This window comes from Bradyrhizobium sp. ISRA442, assembly GCF_038085055.1.
Classification (GTDB): domain Bacteria; phylum Pseudomonadota; class Alphaproteobacteria; order Rhizobiales; family Xanthobacteraceae; genus Bradyrhizobium.
Genome location: NZ_JALGCN010000001.1, coordinates 352,450 through 369,858, shown reverse-complemented (window position 1 = coordinate 369,858; position 17,409 = coordinate 352,450). Strand labels below are relative to the sequence as shown.

Annotated in this window: 16 protein-coding genes; 12 read left to right on the top strand and 4 right to left on the bottom strand. The window is 65.0% G+C overall.

The annotated features are described in order from the left end of the window. Positions 1 to 78: 78 nt before the first annotated feature. The 6 genes from MTR72_RS01670 to MTR72_RS01645 are packed head-to-tail and all read left to right on the top strand — an operon-like array spanning position 79 to position 5,496. Positions 79 to 744, top strand: coding sequence for a flagellar hook assembly protein FlgD (locus MTR72_RS01670; protein WP_280965988.1), 666 nt, complete (start codon positions 79 to 81; stop codon positions 742 to 744). A gap of 30 nt (positions 745 to 774) precedes the next feature. Then, the gene (gene flgE / locus MTR72_RS01665; RefSeq protein WP_341510020.1) at positions 775 to 2,040 is read left to right on the top strand and encodes a flagellar hook protein FlgE; all 1,266 of its coding nucleotides are present in this window, start codon (positions 775 to 777) and stop codon (positions 2,038 to 2,040) included. A 3-nt stretch (positions 2,041 to 2,043) separates the two neighbouring features. Then, positions 2,044 to 2,304, top strand: a complete 261-nt coding sequence (locus MTR72_RS01660; protein WP_280965986.1) for a hypothetical protein — start codon at positions 2,044 to 2,046, stop codon at positions 2,302 to 2,304. A gap of 15 nt (positions 2,305 to 2,319) precedes the next feature. Further along, entirely contained in the window at positions 2,320 to 2,775 is a 456-nt protein-coding gene (locus MTR72_RS01655) for a flagellar protein FlgN (protein ID WP_445819538.1), read from the top strand. A gap of 22 nt (positions 2,776 to 2,797) precedes the next feature. After that, a complete protein-coding gene (flgK, locus tag MTR72_RS01650; protein WP_280965984.1) occupies positions 2,798 to 4,573 on the top strand; it encodes a flagellar hook-associated protein FlgK in 1,776 nt (591 codons plus the stop codon). An 11-nt stretch (positions 4,574 to 4,584) separates the two neighbouring features. Then, a complete protein-coding gene (locus MTR72_RS01645) occupies positions 4,585 to 5,496 on the top strand; it encodes a flagellin (RefSeq protein ID WP_280965983.1) in 912 nt (303 codons plus the stop codon). Positions 5,497 to 5,502: 6 nt separating this feature from the next. Here the strand turns inward: MTR72_RS01645 and MTR72_RS01640 are convergent, their stop codons facing one another. The 4 genes from MTR72_RS01640 to MTR72_RS01625 form a co-directional block, all read right to left on the bottom strand. Beyond that, positions 5,503 to 7,077, bottom strand: a complete 1,575-nt coding sequence (locus MTR72_RS01640; protein WP_280965982.1) for an AMP-binding protein — start codon at positions 7,075 to 7,077, stop codon at positions 5,503 to 5,505. Between the two features lie 33 nt (positions 7,078 to 7,110). Further along, positions 7,111 to 7,746, bottom strand: a complete 636-nt coding sequence (upp, locus tag MTR72_RS01635) for a uracil phosphoribosyltransferase (protein WP_280965981.1) — start codon at positions 7,744 to 7,746, stop codon at positions 7,111 to 7,113. 131 nt (positions 7,747 to 7,877) lie between these two features. Further along, positions 7,878 to 8,006 carry a hypothetical protein gene (locus tag MTR72_RS01630; RefSeq protein ID WP_280965980.1) on the bottom strand — a complete coding sequence of 43 codons (129 nt, stop codon included), beginning with the start codon at positions 8,004 to 8,006 and terminating at the stop codon, positions 7,878 to 7,880. Positions 8,007 to 8,106: 100 nt separating this feature from the next. Continuing rightward, positions 8,107 to 8,565, bottom strand: coding sequence for a hypothetical protein (locus MTR72_RS01625; RefSeq protein ID WP_280965979.1), 459 nt, complete (start codon positions 8,563 to 8,565; stop codon positions 8,107 to 8,109). Positions 8,566 to 9,086: 521 nt separating this feature from the next. On the opposite strand from MTR72_RS01625, the gene MTR72_RS01620 reads away from it, so the two are divergent. The 6 genes from MTR72_RS01620 (at position 9,087) to MTR72_RS01595 (ending at position 17,384) form a co-directional block, all read left to right on the top strand. Continuing rightward, the gene (locus tag MTR72_RS01620) at positions 9,087 to 9,176 is read left to right on the top strand and encodes a K(+)-transporting ATPase subunit F (protein WP_280965978.1); all 90 of its coding nucleotides are present in this window, start codon (positions 9,087 to 9,089) and stop codon (positions 9,174 to 9,176) included. 112 nt (positions 9,177 to 9,288) lie between these two features. Further along, positions 9,289 to 10,992, top strand: coding sequence for a potassium-transporting ATPase subunit KdpA (gene kdpA, locus MTR72_RS01615; RefSeq protein ID WP_280965977.1), 1,704 nt, complete (start codon positions 9,289 to 9,291; stop codon positions 10,990 to 10,992). A gap of 24 nt (positions 10,993 to 11,016) precedes the next feature. After that, complete coding sequence (gene kdpB / locus MTR72_RS01610) at positions 11,017 to 13,134, top strand: potassium-transporting ATPase subunit KdpB (RefSeq protein WP_280965976.1); 2,118 nt, start codon at positions 11,017 to 11,019, stop codon at positions 13,132 to 13,134. A gap of 110 nt (positions 13,135 to 13,244) precedes the next feature. Further along, on the top strand, positions 13,245 to 13,850 hold the full coding sequence (locus MTR72_RS01605) for a K(+)-transporting ATPase subunit C (protein ID WP_280965975.1): 606 nt from the start codon (positions 13,245 to 13,247) through the stop codon (positions 13,848 to 13,850). A gap of 124 nt (positions 13,851 to 13,974) precedes the next feature. Beyond that, positions 13,975 to 16,698: a sensor histidine kinase gene (locus tag MTR72_RS01600; protein ID WP_280971082.1), complete on the top strand. Its 2,724-nt coding sequence runs from the start codon at positions 13,975 to 13,977 to the stop codon at positions 16,696 to 16,698. Next, complete coding sequence (locus tag MTR72_RS01595; RefSeq protein WP_280965974.1) at positions 16,695 to 17,384, top strand: response regulator; 690 nt, start codon at positions 16,695 to 16,697, stop codon at positions 17,382 to 17,384. Before MTR72_RS01600 ends, MTR72_RS01595 begins: the two co-directional genes overlap by 4 nt. The last annotated feature ends 25 nt before the right edge of the window (positions 17,385 to 17,409 follow it).

Here is a 17,409-nt window from a genome sequence, read left to right as displayed (position 1 = left end):
GCGTTTCATCAGCACACAGATTTCAAGTGCCGCCCGCCGACATCGTCACGACCGGGCGCACGAGAACCGGAGTGCTTGATGACCGTTTCCGCAACGAGCTCCGTCTCGACTGCTACCACCACGACGTCCTCGTCGAGCACGTCGTCTGCGTCTGCGCTGACGTCGAGTGACTTCCTGAGCCTGCTCGTCAGCGAGCTGCAGAACCAGGATCCGCTGAACGCGACCTCGACCACCGACTTCATCAATCAGCTCACTTCCTACGCGAATTTCAGCCAGCAGCAGTCGATCAATACCAACCTCTCTTCGCTGGCGAGCTCGTTCTCGAGCCTCGTGACGCTCAACTCGGTGAACTATATCGGCCATACCGTCGAGGCGAAGACCGACACCTCCACGCTGAGCAACGGCTCGGCGACGTTCGGCTATTCGCTGTCCTCTGCCGCTTCGAACGTCTCGATCAGCGTCAAGGACTCTTCCGGCAGTACGGTGTGGACCGGCACCGGAACGGGGGATGCCGGATCCAACAGCTTCACATGGGACGGCCAGGACTCCGCCGGCAACCAGCTCTCCGACGGCGGCCAGTACACCATCTCGGTGACCGCGACGGATTCCGCCGGCAACTCGGTCCTCAACTACACGACCGTCACCGGCACGGTGACCGGCATCGACACCTCGACCTCGACGCCATCGCTCACCGTGAACGGCGTCTCGGTCAGCGCCGCCGACATCATCGGCGTCACCTCCTGATTTTACGTCCTGATTTCCTCGGAGTTCATCATGAGTCTCACCGGTGCATTGTCCTCGGCGATCTCGGCGCTCAGCGCCCAGAGTCAGTCCCTGTCGATGATCAGCGACAACATCGCCAATTCCGATACGACCGCCTACAAGACCACGTCGGCGATGTTCGACGCGCTCGTCACCGCCTCGAGCAACACGACCTCCTATGCCTCGGGCGGCGTCACCGTTTCCGGCCGCGCCAACATCACCCAGCAGGGCCTCTTGGCTACGACCTCCAACGCCACCGACGTCGCGATCCAGGGCTCGGGCTTCTTCGTCGTGACCAGCGCCACCTCGGGCGGCACCGTGTCCTACACCCGTAACGGCGCCTTCACGATCAACAATGCCGGCTATCTCGAGAACAACGGCTATTACCTCGAGGGTTGGCGCACCGATGCGGACGGCAACGTCGTCGGCAGCCAGTCGGCGAGCAATCTCGAGGCCATCAACACCCAGGTCGCTTCGACCAGCGGCAGCGCCACCACCAAGACCACGATCGCGGCCAACCTGCCATCGGATGCCGCAACCGGCGACACCTATACCAGCTCGATGACGGTCTACGATTCGCTCGGCGCGGCGAATACGATGCAGATCACCTGGACCAAGACCGGCTCCAACACCTGGAGCGCCAGCTTCGCCAATCCGACCTCGTCTTCAGACACGACGACCGCCACGGGCACCGCCTCCGGCAGCATCGACATCACCTTCAACAGCGACGGCTCGATCGCCAGCACCAGTCCGGATCCGGCCACCGTCGCGGTGACGGGCTGGATCGACGGCGCCGCCGATAGCACGATCACGCTCGATCTCGGCACCGCCGGCAAGACCGACGGCCTGACGCAATATGCCTCGGGCGAGACGACGCCGTCCGTCAGCGTCACCAGCATCGATTCGGACGGCCTGTCTTACGGCAAGCTGTCCAGCATCTCGATCGGCAAGAACGGCGTGGTCGACGCCACCTACTCCAACGGCGAGACGATCGCGATCTACAAGATCGCGGTGGCGACCTTTGCCGACCCGAATGGGCTCTCCGCGTCCAGCGACGGCATCTACTCCGCGACCGTGACGTCGGGCAACGCCGCGTTGCAGGCGTCGGGCGAGAACGGTGCTGGCACGATCTACGGCAGTGAGCTGGAATCATCGACCACCGACACCAGCAGCCAGTTCTCGAGCATGATCTCGGCGCAGCAGGCCTATTCCGCCGCCTCCCAGGTCATCTCGACCGTCAACAAGATGTACGACACCTTGATCTCGGCGATGAGGTGAGCGATGCGCGGTGAGATGGCAAAGGCCGCGGGCGAAGCATTGCTGCGGCGGCTGCGCAGGCTGGTGGCGCGCGCCGCCACCGTGGAGGGCAGCGACCGCAAGGAGCTTCTCGCGCTGCTCGACGATATCGAGACCACCCGCCATGGCCTGCTCAGGGAATGCGCGGCGATCGAGGGCGAGATGCGGCAGGCAAGCGTCCGGACGACCGCGATCGGCGCCTACCTGCGCAACGCGCAGACCAGCCGTGGCCGGCGGCACAATTAGAAGAAGGCGATGACCATGACCCTAGCTCAAACCAAGAGGATCAACGCCGTCGAAGGCGACGCGCGGATCAAATCGCTGATCGCACTCATCGACACCCTGACCATGCTGGTCGCGGAGGAGAATGCGGAGCTCGCCAAGGGCCTGCCAGCCTCGCGCCTCAAGCAGGTCGACGAGAAGAACCGGCTGGCGGAGGTGTTCGAGCGTACGGTCGCCGAATGTGCAGCGGGGCAGACCAGCCTTCACGTGCGCGACCGACTCCTGCGCGAACAGCTCATGGAGCGGATCCTGAAGCTGCGCGTGGCGATGGACGAGAATTTGGCGCGCCTGCGCGCCGCGATCGAGGCGAGCAATCGTCGGATCGAGGCCGTCATGCAGGCGATCCGCGAGCAGATCGCGGCGGTGTCGCCTTACGGCGCCTCCGGCCGCGTCGCGGCGCGTGCCGTCTCCAGCGGTACCAGCCGCAGCGCCTGACGAGCCGGGGAGGAGTCACGTCGTGTCGCTCGACATCGCACGGTTGATCGCCTTCAGCGGGCTTTCGGCCACGCAGGTGCAGATCAGCGTGACGTCGTCGAACATCTCGAACGCCGACACGACAGGCTATACCGAGAAGACCGCAACGCAGTCGAGCAGCGTTACCAATGGCGTCGGCACCGGCGTCACCGTGACGGGCATCACCTCGACCGTCGACAAGCTGCTCCTGAAGTCGCTGATCGGCGCGACCTTCGATCTCGGTGCGGCCGACACCACCAACACCTATCTGACGTCGCTCGAAAAACTCTACGGCTCGACCTCCAGCTCCGACAGCTCCTCGACCGGGACCTCGCTCGCCAACAGCATTGCTTCGCTGGAATCGGCCCTGTCGTCGCTGGCGAGCACGCCGAGCAGCGCGTCCCTGCAATCCAACGTCGTCAGCGCGCTCGACGACGTCGCGAGCCAGCTACGGGAGACCTCGAGCGGCATCCAGAAGCTGCGCGCCAACGCGGACCAGGACATCGCGTCCTCGATCGACGACGTCAATGCGGACCTGCAGCAGATCGCGGACCTCAACGCTGAGATCAAGCAGACGGCGGCGGCGGGCCAGTCGACCGCGGACCTGGAGGACCGGCGCAATACGGCGCTCCAGGACATAGCCTCCAAGATGAACATCAGCTATTTCACGGCCTCGAACGGCGATCTCCAGATCTACACCACCTCGGGCCAGGCGCTGGTCGACAGCACGGCGCATACGATCAGCTACACGGCCGCGGCCAACGTCACGGCGTCGACCACCTACACGGCGGGCTCGTCGTCGAGCGAGCTCAGCGCGATCACCGTGAATGGCGTCGATGTAACCTCGCAGATCACAGGCGGCGACATCGGAGCGCTGGTCACGCTGCGTGACAAGACGCTGCCGGCGGCGCAATCCCAGCTCGACCAACTCGCGCAGCAGCTCGCGTCTGCGATGAACAGCGTCTCCAACAGTGCCTCCTCGGTGCCGGCGCCGACCAGCCTGACCGGGACGACCGACGTCACTAGCGCCTCGGCGCTTTCCGCCACCGGCACGGTGCGTATCGCCGTCACCGACCAGAGCGGTAATCTCGTCTCCTATGGCGATCTCGATCTGTCGTCCTATTCCACGGTCGGCGATCTCGTCACCGCCATCAACGGCATATCCGGATTGTCCGCTTCGGTCGATGCAAATGGCCATCTCTCGGTCACCGCGACTGGTTCCGGCAACGGCGTCGCGATCAACGAGATGACGAGCTCGGTCGGCAGCTCGGGCGAGGGGTTTTCGGAATATTTTGGCCTCAACGACCTGGTGACGGGGACGAGCGCATCCGACGTCGCCGTGAACAGCAGCATCCTGTCCGGCACCAACGGGTTGCAGCTCGCGACGCTGGACTCCTCGTCGAGCCTGACCGTCGGCAGCACGGTGCTGTCGTCGGGCTCGGCCAGCGTCGTGAACGCCTTCTACAACGCGCTGACGGCCTCCCGGACATTTACCTCGACCGGCGGGCTCGCCGCCACCACCGGGTCATTCGCCGACTACGCCTCGGCCATCGTGGCTGACGTCGCCAGCAAGTCGTCGCAGGCGTCCTCCAACTACACGGCCAAGGAGACTGTGCAGTCGACCTATGCGAACTCGCTGTCCTCGCAATCTGGCGTCAACCTCGACGAGGAATCGGCACGGCTGAGCACGCTGCAAAACAAGTATTCGGCGGCCTCCGCGCTGATCCAGGCCATCAACTCCATGTATTCGGCGCTGCTCACCGCCGTTCAGTCGACATAAGGAGCCGCGCCATGGTCGCGATGCGTGTCGCCACCTTCGCCCAGTCGAACGCGATGATCGCCGACGCGCTGCGCGTGCAGTCGGTAATGGCCAACGAGCAGATCCAGGAATCCTCCGGCGTCATCTCGACGGACTTCGGCGGTTACGGCTCGACCGCGCAGCACGTCGTCAACCTTCAAGTCTCAGTGACGCGCGCGCAATCCTATATCGACGCGGCGACGCTCGCCGACAGCAAGGTGCAGGTGATGTATTCGGCCGTCGGTTCGATGACCGATATCATCACCCAGCTCCGCTCCCAGCTCAGCGCCGCCTCGACCGGCAGCGCGACCGAGACAAGCTCGGTGATCTCTTCGGCGCAGCAGATGCTGGAAGAGATGGGCTCGCTCATGAACACTCAGTATGACGGCCAGTACGTCTTCGCCGGTGGCAAGTCGGACACCGCGCCGGTCGATCTCACGAGCTTCTCGTCCGGCGCGGGCTCCACGACCACGGCCGATACCAGCTACTATAATGGTGATGACGAGGTTGCCTCGGTACGCGTCGCCGCTGATGAAACCGTGTCCTACGGCGTCACCGCGGACAACTCCGCGTTCGAGGAGGTGATGCGGGTCCTGAAGTTCGTGGCCAACAGCACCTCGCTGTCATCCTCCGATATCTCCAGCGCGCTCGATCTCGCCGGCACGGCGCTCGACGACACTGCGGCGGTACAGGCAAGGCTGTCCAGCGCGGCATCCTCGATCGAGACCGCAAGCGCCCGCCAGAGCGACTACAAGAGTTACGCCGAGACGCTGTCGGGCGATCTCACCGGCGTCGACGTCGCCGCCATCACGGCGCAGCTTTCGACCTATCAGGCGCAGCTCACCGCGTCTTATTCGGCCATCTCCAAGATTCTCAGCATGAATCTCGCAAGCTATCTGAAATAGTCGGCCCTATTCGGAAGCAATCCGTTCCATCGCCATGGTGCGAAGCCGGGTGCGTTGGATCTTGACGCCATTGGCGCTGTCGGTGACGGGGAACGCATCCACGACATAGATCCGTGCCGGGACCTTGTAGCCGGCGAGCCGCTCGCGCAGGCGCGCCACCAGTGCGTCGTGCTGTGGCGGCTCTCCGGCCGGAATGACAAAGGCGACGCAACGCGCCTGGCCCTTCAGATCGACCGCGACCACTTGGGCATCGGCGACGTCGGCACAGGCCTTGAGCTCGTCCTCGATCTCGCCCGGCGCGACCAGGAAACCGCCGAGCCGCATGGCATCGCCGGCGCGGGTCTCATAGACGAACGAACCGTCGCCGCGCAGCCGACCGATGTCGCCGGTACGGAAGAAGCCGTCCGCCGTGATCGCATCGCGCGTCGCCTCCGGATTGTTGAAATAGCCGAGGAACCGCGATGGTGCGCTGATCTCGATCTCGCCGGAGACGCCGTGAGTGGCGAGCGCGCCGGTCTCGGTGTCGCGCACGCGCACCAAAGCTTCCGGCGACATCGGCCAGCCTCCGCCCTCGATGCGGTCGGCGAAAGTGTCGCTCGGGCGGCCGATCGAGAACAGCGCCTGCACCTCGCTCGAGCCGTAGAGCCCGAACAGCGGCAGCCCGCGCGCCTCGGCCTCCGCGGCGAGCTCACGCCAGCCCGGCTGGAACGCGGCGAAGCCGAGAACTTCCACGCGCGGGAAGGGCCGGGGCACATCAGTCAGCGCGAGGATGCGACGGAACATCTCGTCGGAGCCGAAGGCGTGGGTGATGCCGTGCTCGCCCAGGATCGTCAACGCCGGCGCCGCCTCGAAGGCGTCGAGTACATGGATGGTCACGCCGCCGGCGAGGAAGGCGAGCAGGCCGGTCATGCCGAAGGTGCCGCAGAACGGCAGCATCGCCAGCATCGAATGGCGCTGCGGCGAGAGCGCCAGCGCCTTGGCAACGGAGACCGCGTGCGTGGCGAGCGTCGCTTGCGAATGCGCCACCAGCTTCGGCCCCCTGGTCGTGCCCGAGGTCGTATAGAGCAGCACCGGCAGATTGACATCGTCCTGCGGCGCCACTATCGGCGGATAGGATTTGTCGAAGGCATCGAACCGCGCGCATGACCACTGCGCGGAGATCGCGTCCGCGCCGACCACTGCAAGCTTCTGCAGTTCGGGCACGTCGGCCTTGGCGACATCGGCGAGAATGGAAGCGAAATCGATCGAGCGGAAGGCGGACTCGACGACCATCAGCTTCGCGCCGGACAGGCGGAGCAAATGGGCGACCTCCGCGCTGCGGTAGCGGGTATTGACGGCGGCAACGATCGCGCCGAGGCGGGCGGCGGCGAACAGAAGCGCGACCCATTCGATCCGGTTGACCAGCCAGACCGCGACCACGTCGCCCTTGCCGATGCCCTGAGCCGCAAGCCAGGAAGCGGTCTGGTCAATCCTGCGGGACAATTCCGCGCGCGAAACCGGCGTGCCGTCGAACACGAAGGCGGCATCGGCGGCGGATCCGGTGCCGATCAGCGATTGCAGCGATCGATCATTCTGGCGCATGGCTACCGCAGTAACCCGATCGCGCAAACCTGTCTACTTGGTGCCGAACATTCGGTCGCCGGCATCGCCGAGGCCCGGCACGATGTAGCCATGGTCGTTGAGTCGTTCGTCGATCGCGGCGGTCCAGATCGGCACGTCGGCGTGCTCCCGCTGGAACTTGGCGATGCCCTCCGGTGCTGCAAGAAGGCACACGAAGCGGATGTCGCGGGCACCGCGCGCCTTGAGCAGGGAGGCCCCGGCGCAGGCCGAGTTGCCGGTCGCGAGCATCGGGTCCATCAGGATCACGGTGCGGTCGGACAGATCCTGCGGTGCCTTGAAGTAATACTCGACTGCCTGCAGCGTATCGGGGTCGCGGTAGAGCCCGATATGAGCAATGCGCGCCGAGGGCATCAGCGCCAGCATACCGTCGAGGAAGCCGACGCCGGCGCGCAGGATCGGCGCCAGCGTGAGTTTCTTGCCGGCGATCTTCGGCGCCTGCATCGGCGCGATCGGCGTCTCGATCTCGACCAGCTCCAGCGGCAGGTCGCGCGTCACCTCGTAGCAGAGCAGCATCCCGATCTCGTTCAGGATTTCGCGGAAGCTCTTGGTCGAGCGGTCCTTCTCCCGCATCAGCGAGAGCTTGTGCTGGACCAGGGGGTGGGTGACGACGTTGACGTTGCTGCTGCTCATGGAAACCGCTCTACACGGTTCCGTGAAGTTGCGCCAGATCGGCCGGGTCTTTTCCGCCGGATAGGTGGTTCACGCCGGTATCGCGACAGCGGGTGGTGCCCGATTGCTTGGAAGCGAAGAGGTGAGGGGGGCTAAACCCCGAGCCCGCGTGCCAGAAGCATGATCACGAGCGTCAGGACGGCGCCCCAGATCAAGGTCAGCGTCATGGTCAGGATGGTGACCGTGATCGCGTGCTCCAGATTTCCCTTGAGGAGCTGCATGCTAGGCGTCCGGGGTCGGGGTCGCGGTGATGCGCAGGCCGAGCTGCAACGCGCCCATCAACGCGACCAGCATGATGATCTTGAGCGCGATCATGTTGGCCTAGCCGAAATTGTCGCAGACGAGAGGTTGATACCGTAGATCCGGCGCAGGGCGCACCAAGGGAACGCTGGGCTGCGGCACGTCCGCAGCCGATACCTGCGCTTCGACGAAAGCAGAGAGCAGTGCGAGCGACAGGTCGGCGTGACGGGCTTCGATCGCGGCGTCCAGCCAATCCGGCAACTCGCGTTCGCGCGACAGAGCGCAGTACCATTCGCCATCGTCATAGGCGACGCGCCGGACCTGCCACAGCGGCAGCTCGAGCGCCATCAGTGCCAACGCAGCGTCGGCCCAGGCCTCCGCATCGATCAGCCGCATCATGCGCTCGCTCTGCCCGAGCGACGGAAAGCGCCGGCACGCGTGGTCGATGATTTCGAGCATCAAGGGCCGCGTCATCGCATGTGCACGATGCAGCCCCTCGCTCAGCGCGAGCGGATCATAGTGTCGGAGAGCGGTGGTCATGTCAGGCCTCCTGGAATTCGGCGTCGGTCAGTCGGCCGGCCTCTCCAAGATGGCTGGATGGGCATTTGAAAACGAGATGAGGGAAGGGCGGAAGATATAGGGATTTCATAAGTGTGGGATGGGGCGTCGTGTCGTAGGTGCGAATATTGTGCTGGAAGGAGGCACCGGCCGCGCCCATTCTCCACTGTCGTCCCGGCGAAGGCCGGGACCCATACCCCCAGGCCGTCGTTGTGGCGCAAGCTTTATGAAATTCCTATAACTTCGCCATAGCCCCCATCTCGAAAACCTATGTCCGCGATGGCACTTCAGCGCGGTGAAAATCCGGCTTGTACGCCTTGTATCGCGGAGCCCTTCCGCTTTCCGCCACCGGCCGGATCCCCGAGAAGCGGTTGCGTCCAACGTCAGGGCGCAACGAGGAGCAATCCAATGATGGACGTCCTGATGCTGGCGCTGGCTGCGGCCTTCTTCGCGCTGGCGATCGGCTACACCTACGCCTGCGAACGGCTGTGACGGAGCGGATCATGATCTTCGATTATACGCTCGCCGGCGCCGTCTCGTTCGGCCTCCTGATCTACCTCACCTACGCGCTGCTGCGGCCCGAGCAGTTCTGACCGTGCTGCTCGTCGTGAAATTGTTGCTGGCGGATGCCGTGCTCGTCGCCTGCCTGCTCGCGGTGCTGCTGCCGTTGCTATGCCGGGCACCAAGCCTGAAGGGTTGATTTCCATGACTGCGATCGGTTGGCTCCAGATCATTCTCTATTGCTCCATCATCGTCGCGTTGGCCAAGCCGCTCGGCTGGTACATGACGCGCGTGTTCAACGGCGAGTGGACGTTCGTGTCGCCGGTGCTGCGTCCGATCGAAGCCGGACTCTACCGGATTTCCGGTGTTGACGAGAAGCGCGAGCAGCATTGGCTGACCTATACGGTCGCCATGCTGCTGTTCCATGTCGGCGGCTTTCTCATCATCTACGGCGTGATGCGGGTTCAGGCCATGCTACCGTTCAATCCGGCCGGGCAGGCCGCGGTCGCCGAAGACCTCTCATTCAACACGGCGATCTCCTTCATCACCAACACCAACTGGCAGAATTACGGTGGCGAGAGCACGGTGTCCTATCTCGCGCAGATGCTCGGCCTCACGCACCAGAACTTCCTGTCGGCGGCGACCGGCATCGCGCTCGCAGTGGCCTTGATCCGCGGCTTCTCGCGCGCCTCGAGGCGGACGATCGGCAATTTCTGGGTCGACGTCACCCGCACCACGCTTTATGTGCTGCTGCCGATCTGCGTTGTCTACGCGCTGTTCCTGGTCTGGCAAGGCATGCCGCAGACGCTTGGTGACTCTGTCGAGGCGACCACGCTCGAGGGCGCCAGGCAGACCATTGCGGTCGGCCCGGTCGCCTCTCAGGTCGCGATCAAGATGCTCGGCACCAATGGCGGCGGCTTCTTCAACGCCAATGCGGCGCATCCTTTCGAGAATCCGACCGCGCTGTCGAACTTCGTGCAGATGCTGTCGATCCTCCTGATCGGCGTAGCCATGACCAACGTGTTCGGCCGTATGGTCGGTAACCAGCGCCAGGGCTGGGCGATCCTGGCCGCGATGGGTGTGCTGTTCGTCGCCGGCGTCACCGTCACCTATTGGGCGGAAGCCGATGGCACGTCCACGCTCCAGGCGCTTGGTTTGACCGGCGGCAACATGGAAGGCAAGGAGGTCCGCTTCGGCATCGTCGCGTCTTCCCTGTTCGCCGTGATCACGACGGCGGCCTCCTGCGGCGCGGTCAACGCCATGCACGACAGCTTCACCGCACTTGGCGGCATGATCCCGCTGATCAACATGCAGCTTGGCGAAATCATCGTCGGCGGCGTCGGCGCCGGCCTCTACGGCATGCTGCTGTTCGTCATCCTCGCGATCTTTGTCGCAGGGCTCATGGTCGGCCGCACGCCGGAATATGTCGGTAAGAAGATCGAGGCCCGCGAGGTCAAGATGGCAATGCTCGCGATCCTGGTGTTGCCGTTGATGTATCTCGGCTGGACCGCGGTCGGCGTGGTGTATCCTGCGGCGGCCGCCTCGATGGCGAATGCCGGCCCGCATGGCTTCACCGAAGTGCTGTACGCCTTCACGTCGGCCACCGGCAACAACGGCTCCGCCTTCGCGGGCCTGACCGGCAACACCTTGTTCTACAACCTGACGCTCGCGAGCGCGATGTTCGTGGGCCGCTTCTTCATGATCGTTCCTGCCATGGCGATCGCCGGTTCGCTGGCCGGCAAGAAGTCTATCCCGCCCTCGGCTGGTACCTTCCCGACCACGGGCGGGCTGTTCGTTGGCCTCGTCGTGGGCGTGATCCTGATCATTGGCGGCCTGACCTTCTTCCCGGCGCTCGCGCTCGGCCCGATCGTCGAGCATCTCGCGATGAATGCCGGCAACGTCTTCTGAGCCAGCTCTTTCGGAGTGACCTCCATGGAACCAGTTCATAAACCCAACAAGCACATGCCGGTCTCGGCGATGCTCGATCCCAAGATCGTGGTGCCGGCCGTCGGCGCGGCGTTTACCAAGCTCGATCCGCGCGTCATGGTCAAGAATCCCGTGATGTTCGTGGTCGAGATCGTGGCTGCACTCACCACGGTGATCTTCCTGCGCGACCTCGTCAGCGGCAGTGCGAATCTCGGCTTCACCTTCCAGATCATCCTCTGGCTGTGGTTCACCGTGCTGTTCGCCAACCTCGCCGAGGCGGTGGCCGAAGGCCGCGGCAAGGCGCAGGCCGAGTCGCTGCGCAAGACGCGCACCGAGAGCCAGGCCAAGCTCCTGACCGGCTCCGGCGGAACGTTCAAGCTCGTGTCGGGCACGAGCCTCAAGGTCGGCGACATCGTGCTGGTCGAGGCCGGTGACACCATTCCCTCCGACGGCGAGGTGATCGAGGGTGTCGCCTCGGTCAACGAAGCCGCCATCACCGGCGAGTCCGCGCCGGTCATTCGCGAATCCGGCGGCGACCGCTCGGCCGTGACCGGCGGCACGCAGGTGCTGTCCGACTGGATCCGCGTCCGCATCACGGCCGCGCAGGGGGCGACCTTCATCGACCGCATGATCAAGTTGGTCGAGGGCGCCGAGCGGCAGAAGACGCCGAACGAGATCGCGCTCAACATTCTGCTCGCCGGCCTGACCATCATCTTCGTGTTCGCTACCGTCACCATTCCGAGCTACGCGGCCTATGCCGGCGGCTCGATCTCGGTGGTCGTGCTGGTGGCGCTGTTCGTGACCCTGATCCCGACCACGATCGGCGCGCTCTTGTCGGCGATTGGTATCGCAGGCATGGACCGCCTGGTGCGCTTCAACGTGCTGGCGATGTCCGGCCGAGCGGTCGAGGCGGCCGGCGACGTCGATACGCTCTTGCTCGACAAGACCGGCACCATCACGCTCGGCAACCGGCAGGCGACCGCGTTCCGCCCCGTGCGCGGCGTGACCGAGCACGAGCTTGCGGATGCCGCCCAGCTCGCCTCGCTCGCCGACGAGACGCCGGAAGGCCGCTCGATCGTCGTGCTGGCGAAGGAGAAATACGGCATCCGCGGCCGCGACATGGCTGAGCTGGGTGCGAGCTTCATCCCGTTCACGGCGCAGACTCGCATGAGCGGCGTCGATGCCGGCGGCTCGTCGGTACGAAAGGGGGCGGTCGATGCCATGCTGAACTATGTCGGTGGCGGTGCGCCGCTGGCGATCGCCTCCGGCAATGTAGCGCGGGCGATCCAGCCTGCGGCGCTTTCCGATATCGGCCGTGAGATCCAGGCCATCGCCGACGAGATCGCCAAGGCCGGCGGCACGCCGCTCGCGGTGGCTAAGGACGGCAAGCTGCTCGGCGTCATCCAGCTCAAGGACATCGTCAAGGGCGGCATCCGCGAGCGTTTCGCGGAGCTGCGCCGCATGGGCATCCGTACCATCATGATCACCGGCGATAACCCGATGACAGCCGCCGCGATCGCGGCGGAAGCCGGCGTCGACGACTTCCTGGCTCAGGCAACGCCTGAGGACAAGCTCAAGCTGATCCGCGACGAGCAGAGCAGGGGCAAGCTGGTGGCCATGTGCGGCGACGGCACCAACGACGCGCCGGCGCTCGCGCAGGCCGACGTCGGCGTCGCCATGAACACCGGCACCCAGGCCGCCCGCGAAGCCGGCAACATGGTCGACCTCGATTCCAACCCGACCAAGCTGATCGAGGTGGTCGAGATCGGCAAGCAGCTCCTGATGACACGTGGTGCGCTGACGACGTTCTCGATCGCCAACGACGTCGCAAAATACTTCGCGATCATCCCGGCGATGTTCCTGGCGTTCTACCCGCAGCTCAACGTGCTCAACGTCATGAACCTGGCGAGCCCGCAGAGCGCCATCCTGTCGGCGATCATCTTCAACGCGCTGATCATCATCGCGTTGATTCCGCTTGCGCTGAAGGGCGTGGCCTATCGTGCCGTCGGCGCCGGCGCGCTTCTGAGGCGCAACCTGTTGGTCTACGGCTTGGGCGGCATCGTCATTCCCTTCATCGGCATCAAGGCGATCGACCTTGTGGTGACTGCGCTGCATTTGGCTTGAACTGTCATTGCGAGGAGCGAAGCGACGAAGCAATCCAGACTGCCGCCACCGGAGAGATTTCTGGATTGCTTCGCTTCGCTCGCAATGACGAAAGAATTGGGAGAGACATCATGCTCAGAGAAATCCGCCCCGCCATCGTCCTCTTGCTGGCGCTGACCGCCATCACGGGCCTCGCCTATCCGCTCGCGATCACCGGCATCGCCAGCGCGCTCTTTCCCGCGCAGGCGCGGGGCAGCCTGATCGAGAAGGACGGCAAGGTGGTCGGCTCCGCCCTGATCGGGCAGAAGTTCAAGGACGACAAATATTTCCATGGCCGCCCTTCGGCGACGCTGGCGCCGGACCCGAACGATGCGACCAAGACGGTGCCAGCGCCCTACAACGCTGCCAATTCGGGCGGCTCCAACCTCGGCCCGACCAGCAAGGCGCTGGCCGACCGGCTGAAGGAAGATGTGGCGAAGCTGAAGGCGGAGAACCCGAAGGCTGCTGTGCCGGTCGACCTGGTGACGACTTCCGCCAGCGGGCTCGATCCGAACATTTCGCCGGAAGCGGCGCAATTCCAGGTGCCGCGCGTGGCGAAGGCGCGGAATATGTCCGAGGATCAGGTCACGCAGCTCGTGACGTCCCACACCGAGGGCCGCCTGCTCGGCCTGATCGGCGAGCCCCGGGTCAACGTACTGGCGCTGAATCTCTCACTGGATCGTGCTGCCGCGAAGTAGTGGTCTAGGCTCGCGGTGCTCTGATGATTATAATTCTAGGCGATGCCCGTTGCTCTCTCTCCCCGCTTGCGGGGAGAGGGGTGGGATGAGCGGGCGCACTGGTAATTTGATAGCAAGCCGCCTGATGGTCCGAGAGCGCCGTGATCCCGAACAACGTCCTTCGCCCGAGGCGCTGCTGGAAACCGCGCGCCGCGAGGAGAGCGCGAGCGGCAAGCTGAAGATCTTCGTCGGCGCCGCCCCCGGCGTCGGCAAGACCTACGAGATGCTGCAGAGCGCCCACACCAAGCGCAAGGCGGGCATCGACGTCGTGGTCGGCTTCGTCGAGACCCATGGCCGCGCCGAGACCGAGACGCTGCTGCGCGGGCTTGAGGTGATCCCGCGCAAGACGCTCGACTATCGCGGCCAGATGATCGAGGAGATGGACCTCGACGCCGTTATCGCGCGACGGCCGCAGCTCGCTTTGGTCGACGAGCTCGCCCATACGAATGCGGCCGGAAGCCGTCATCCCAAGCGCTACCTCGATGTCGAGGAGCTGCTGTCCCACGGCATCGATGTCTACACCGCCGTCAACATCCAGCACATCGAGAGCCTGAACGACGTCGTTGCCCAGATCACCCATGTGCGGGTGCGCGAGACGGTGCCGGATTCGGTGTTCGACCGTGCGGACGCGATCGAGCTGATCGACCTCACGCCTGACGACCTGATCCAGCGGCTGAAGGAAGGCAAGGTTTATGTGCCCAAACAGGCCGAGCGGGCGCTGGAGCATTACTTCTCGCCGGGCAACCTGACTGCGCTGCGCGAGCTGGCGCTGCGGCGCACGGCCGAGCGGGTCGATGAGCAGTTGCTCACCCACATGCAGGCGAATGCCATCGCTGGCCCCTGGGCTGCGGGCGAGCGCATCCTCGTCTGCGTCAGCGAGGATCCGCGCGCAGCCGGGCTCGTGCGCTACACCAAGCGGCTGGCCGACCGGCTGCACGCGCCGTTCACCGCCATCTCGATCGAGACCCGGCGCTCGCTGCAGCTCGCCGACGAGGAGCGCGACCGGCTGGCAGATACGCTTCGGCTTGCCGAATCGCTGGGTGGCGAGGCGCTGACCATTCCCGCCGTCGGCCGTCGCATCGCGGACGACGTCATCAACTTCGCGCAAAGCAACAACGTCACCCAGATCGTGATCGGCAAGTCGACGCGCTCGCGCTGGTTCGAGATGACGCGCGGCTCCGTCGTGCATGATCTCGTCCGCCGAGCCGGCAACATCAGCGTTCACGTCATTCCGGGCGACGAGCTCGCCGGCGGGCCCGCGCCGAAAACGGCGGTGCAGACCGCGGCGCGCGTCGAGCAATTCGAAGCGCTGCCCTATCTCAAGGCACTTGGCATCACTGCGCTCGGCCTTGCCGTGGCGGCTGTCATCAAGCCGCGGTTTGGAGTCGAAAACGTAGACCTGGTGTTCCTGACCGCGGTGGTGGCGGTCGCTGTGCGCTACGGCCTGTGGCCGTCGCTGCTGGCGAGCATCGCGGCCTCGCTCGCCTATAATTTCTTCTTCCTGCCGCCGGTCTACACTTTCACCATCACCGATCCGACCAATGTTGCGGCATTTTTCTTCTTCATGCTGATTGCGGTGCTGGTATCGAACGTTGCGGGACGGGTGCGTACGCAGGCCGACACCGCGATCGGGCGGATCAGGACGACCGAGCAGCTCTATGCCTTCAGCCGCAAGCTCGCCGGCACCGGCACGCTCGACGACGTGTTGTGGGCCACCGCCTACCAGACTGCGCTGATGCTGAAGGTGCGCGTGGTGCTGCTGCTGCCGGAGGATGGTCTGCTCGCGGTGAAATCCGGCTATCCGCCCGAGGATCAGCTCGACCAGGCCGATCTGGCGGCGGCCAACTGGGCCTGGAGCAACGACCGTCCCGCCGGCCGCGGCTCCGATACGCTGCCGGGCGCCAGGCGGCTGTTCCTGCCGATGCGCACCGGGCGCGCGCCGATCGGCGTCATCGGCATCGACGACGACCGCACCGGCCCGCTGCTGACGCCGGACCAGCGTCGGCTGCTCGACGCGCTGGTCGACCAGGGCGCGCTCGCGATCGAGCGCGTGCTGCTGGTCGAGGATATGGACCGGGTCAAGCGCACCATCGAGTCCGAGCGGCTGCGCTCGGCGCTCTTAACCTCGATCTCGCATGATCTCAAGACACCGCTCGCCTCGGTGCTGGGCGCGGCCTCGACCATGCGCGATCTCGCCGGCGCGCTCTCCGCCACCGAGAAGCGCGATCTGCTCGCCACCGTGATCGACGAGTCCGAGCGGCTCAACCGCTTCATCGCCAACCTCCTCGACATGACCAAGCTCGAATCCGGCGCCATCGTGCCCAACACGGCGCTGCACGATCTCGGCGAGATCGTCGGCAGTGCGCTGCGGCGGGCAGCCAAGATCCTCACCGGGCACAAAGTCGAGCTGCTGCTGGCCGCCGATCTGCCGATGCTCGAGCTCGACGCGGTGCTGTTCGAGCAGGTGCTGTTCAACCTGCTCGATAATGCAGCCAAATATTCGCCACAGGACACCACGATCTTGATCAGGAGCCAACGCGACACGGATCAGGTGCTCCTCCAGGTCGCCGACGAAGGCGCCGGCATCCCGCCCGACGAGCTCGAGAGTGTATTCGACAAGTTCTATCGCGTGCAGAAGGGGGATCATGTCCGTCCCGGCACCGGGCTTGGCCTGGCCATCTCACGCGGCTTCGTCGAGGCGATGCGCGGCACGATCTCGGCCGCCAACCGCAGCGACCGGAGCGGCGCCGTCCTGACCATCCGTCTGCCTGTTCCGGCACAGGCCCACGCATTGGATACCGCCGCATGAGTGCTGCCTCGATCAAGGTCCTGGTCATCGACGACGAGCCGCCGATCCGTAAATTGCTGCGGATGGGGCTTGCGACGCAGGGCTATGAGATATTGGAGGCATCGAACGGGAAAATCGCGCTGGAAAAGCTCACTGAAGGGCCGGCGTTGATCATCCTCGACCTCGGCCTGCCCGACATCCAGGGCCACGAGCTGTTGCGCACCATTCGCGCCCGCAATGAGGACGTTCCGATCGTGGTGCTGTCGAGCCGCGGCGACGAGGCCGGCAAGGTGCAGGCGCTCGATCTCGGCGCCGATGACTACCTTACGAAGCCGTTCGGCATGGACGAGCTCTTGGCGCGCCTGCGTGCGGCGCTGCGCCACCAGCTCCAGGTCAAGGGCGAGCGCCCGGTGTTCCGCACCGGCGATCTCTCCGTCGATCTCGTGCGCCGCATCGTCAAGCTGGGCGAGCGCGAGGTGAAGCTGTCACCGAAGGAGTACGACCTCCTGCGCGTGCTGGTCCAGCACGCCGGCAAGGTGCTCACCCATCGCCTTCTCCTTAAGGAGCTCTGGGACGAGCTGACCGATGCACAATACCTGCGCGTCTATGTCCGTCAGCTCCGGCAGAAGATCGAAGCCGACCCGGAGCGTCCGCAATACGTGCTGACAGAGACGGGGATCGGGTATCGGTTGAAGGCGGGGGACTGAGGCGAGCCGTCACCGCGCGGGGATG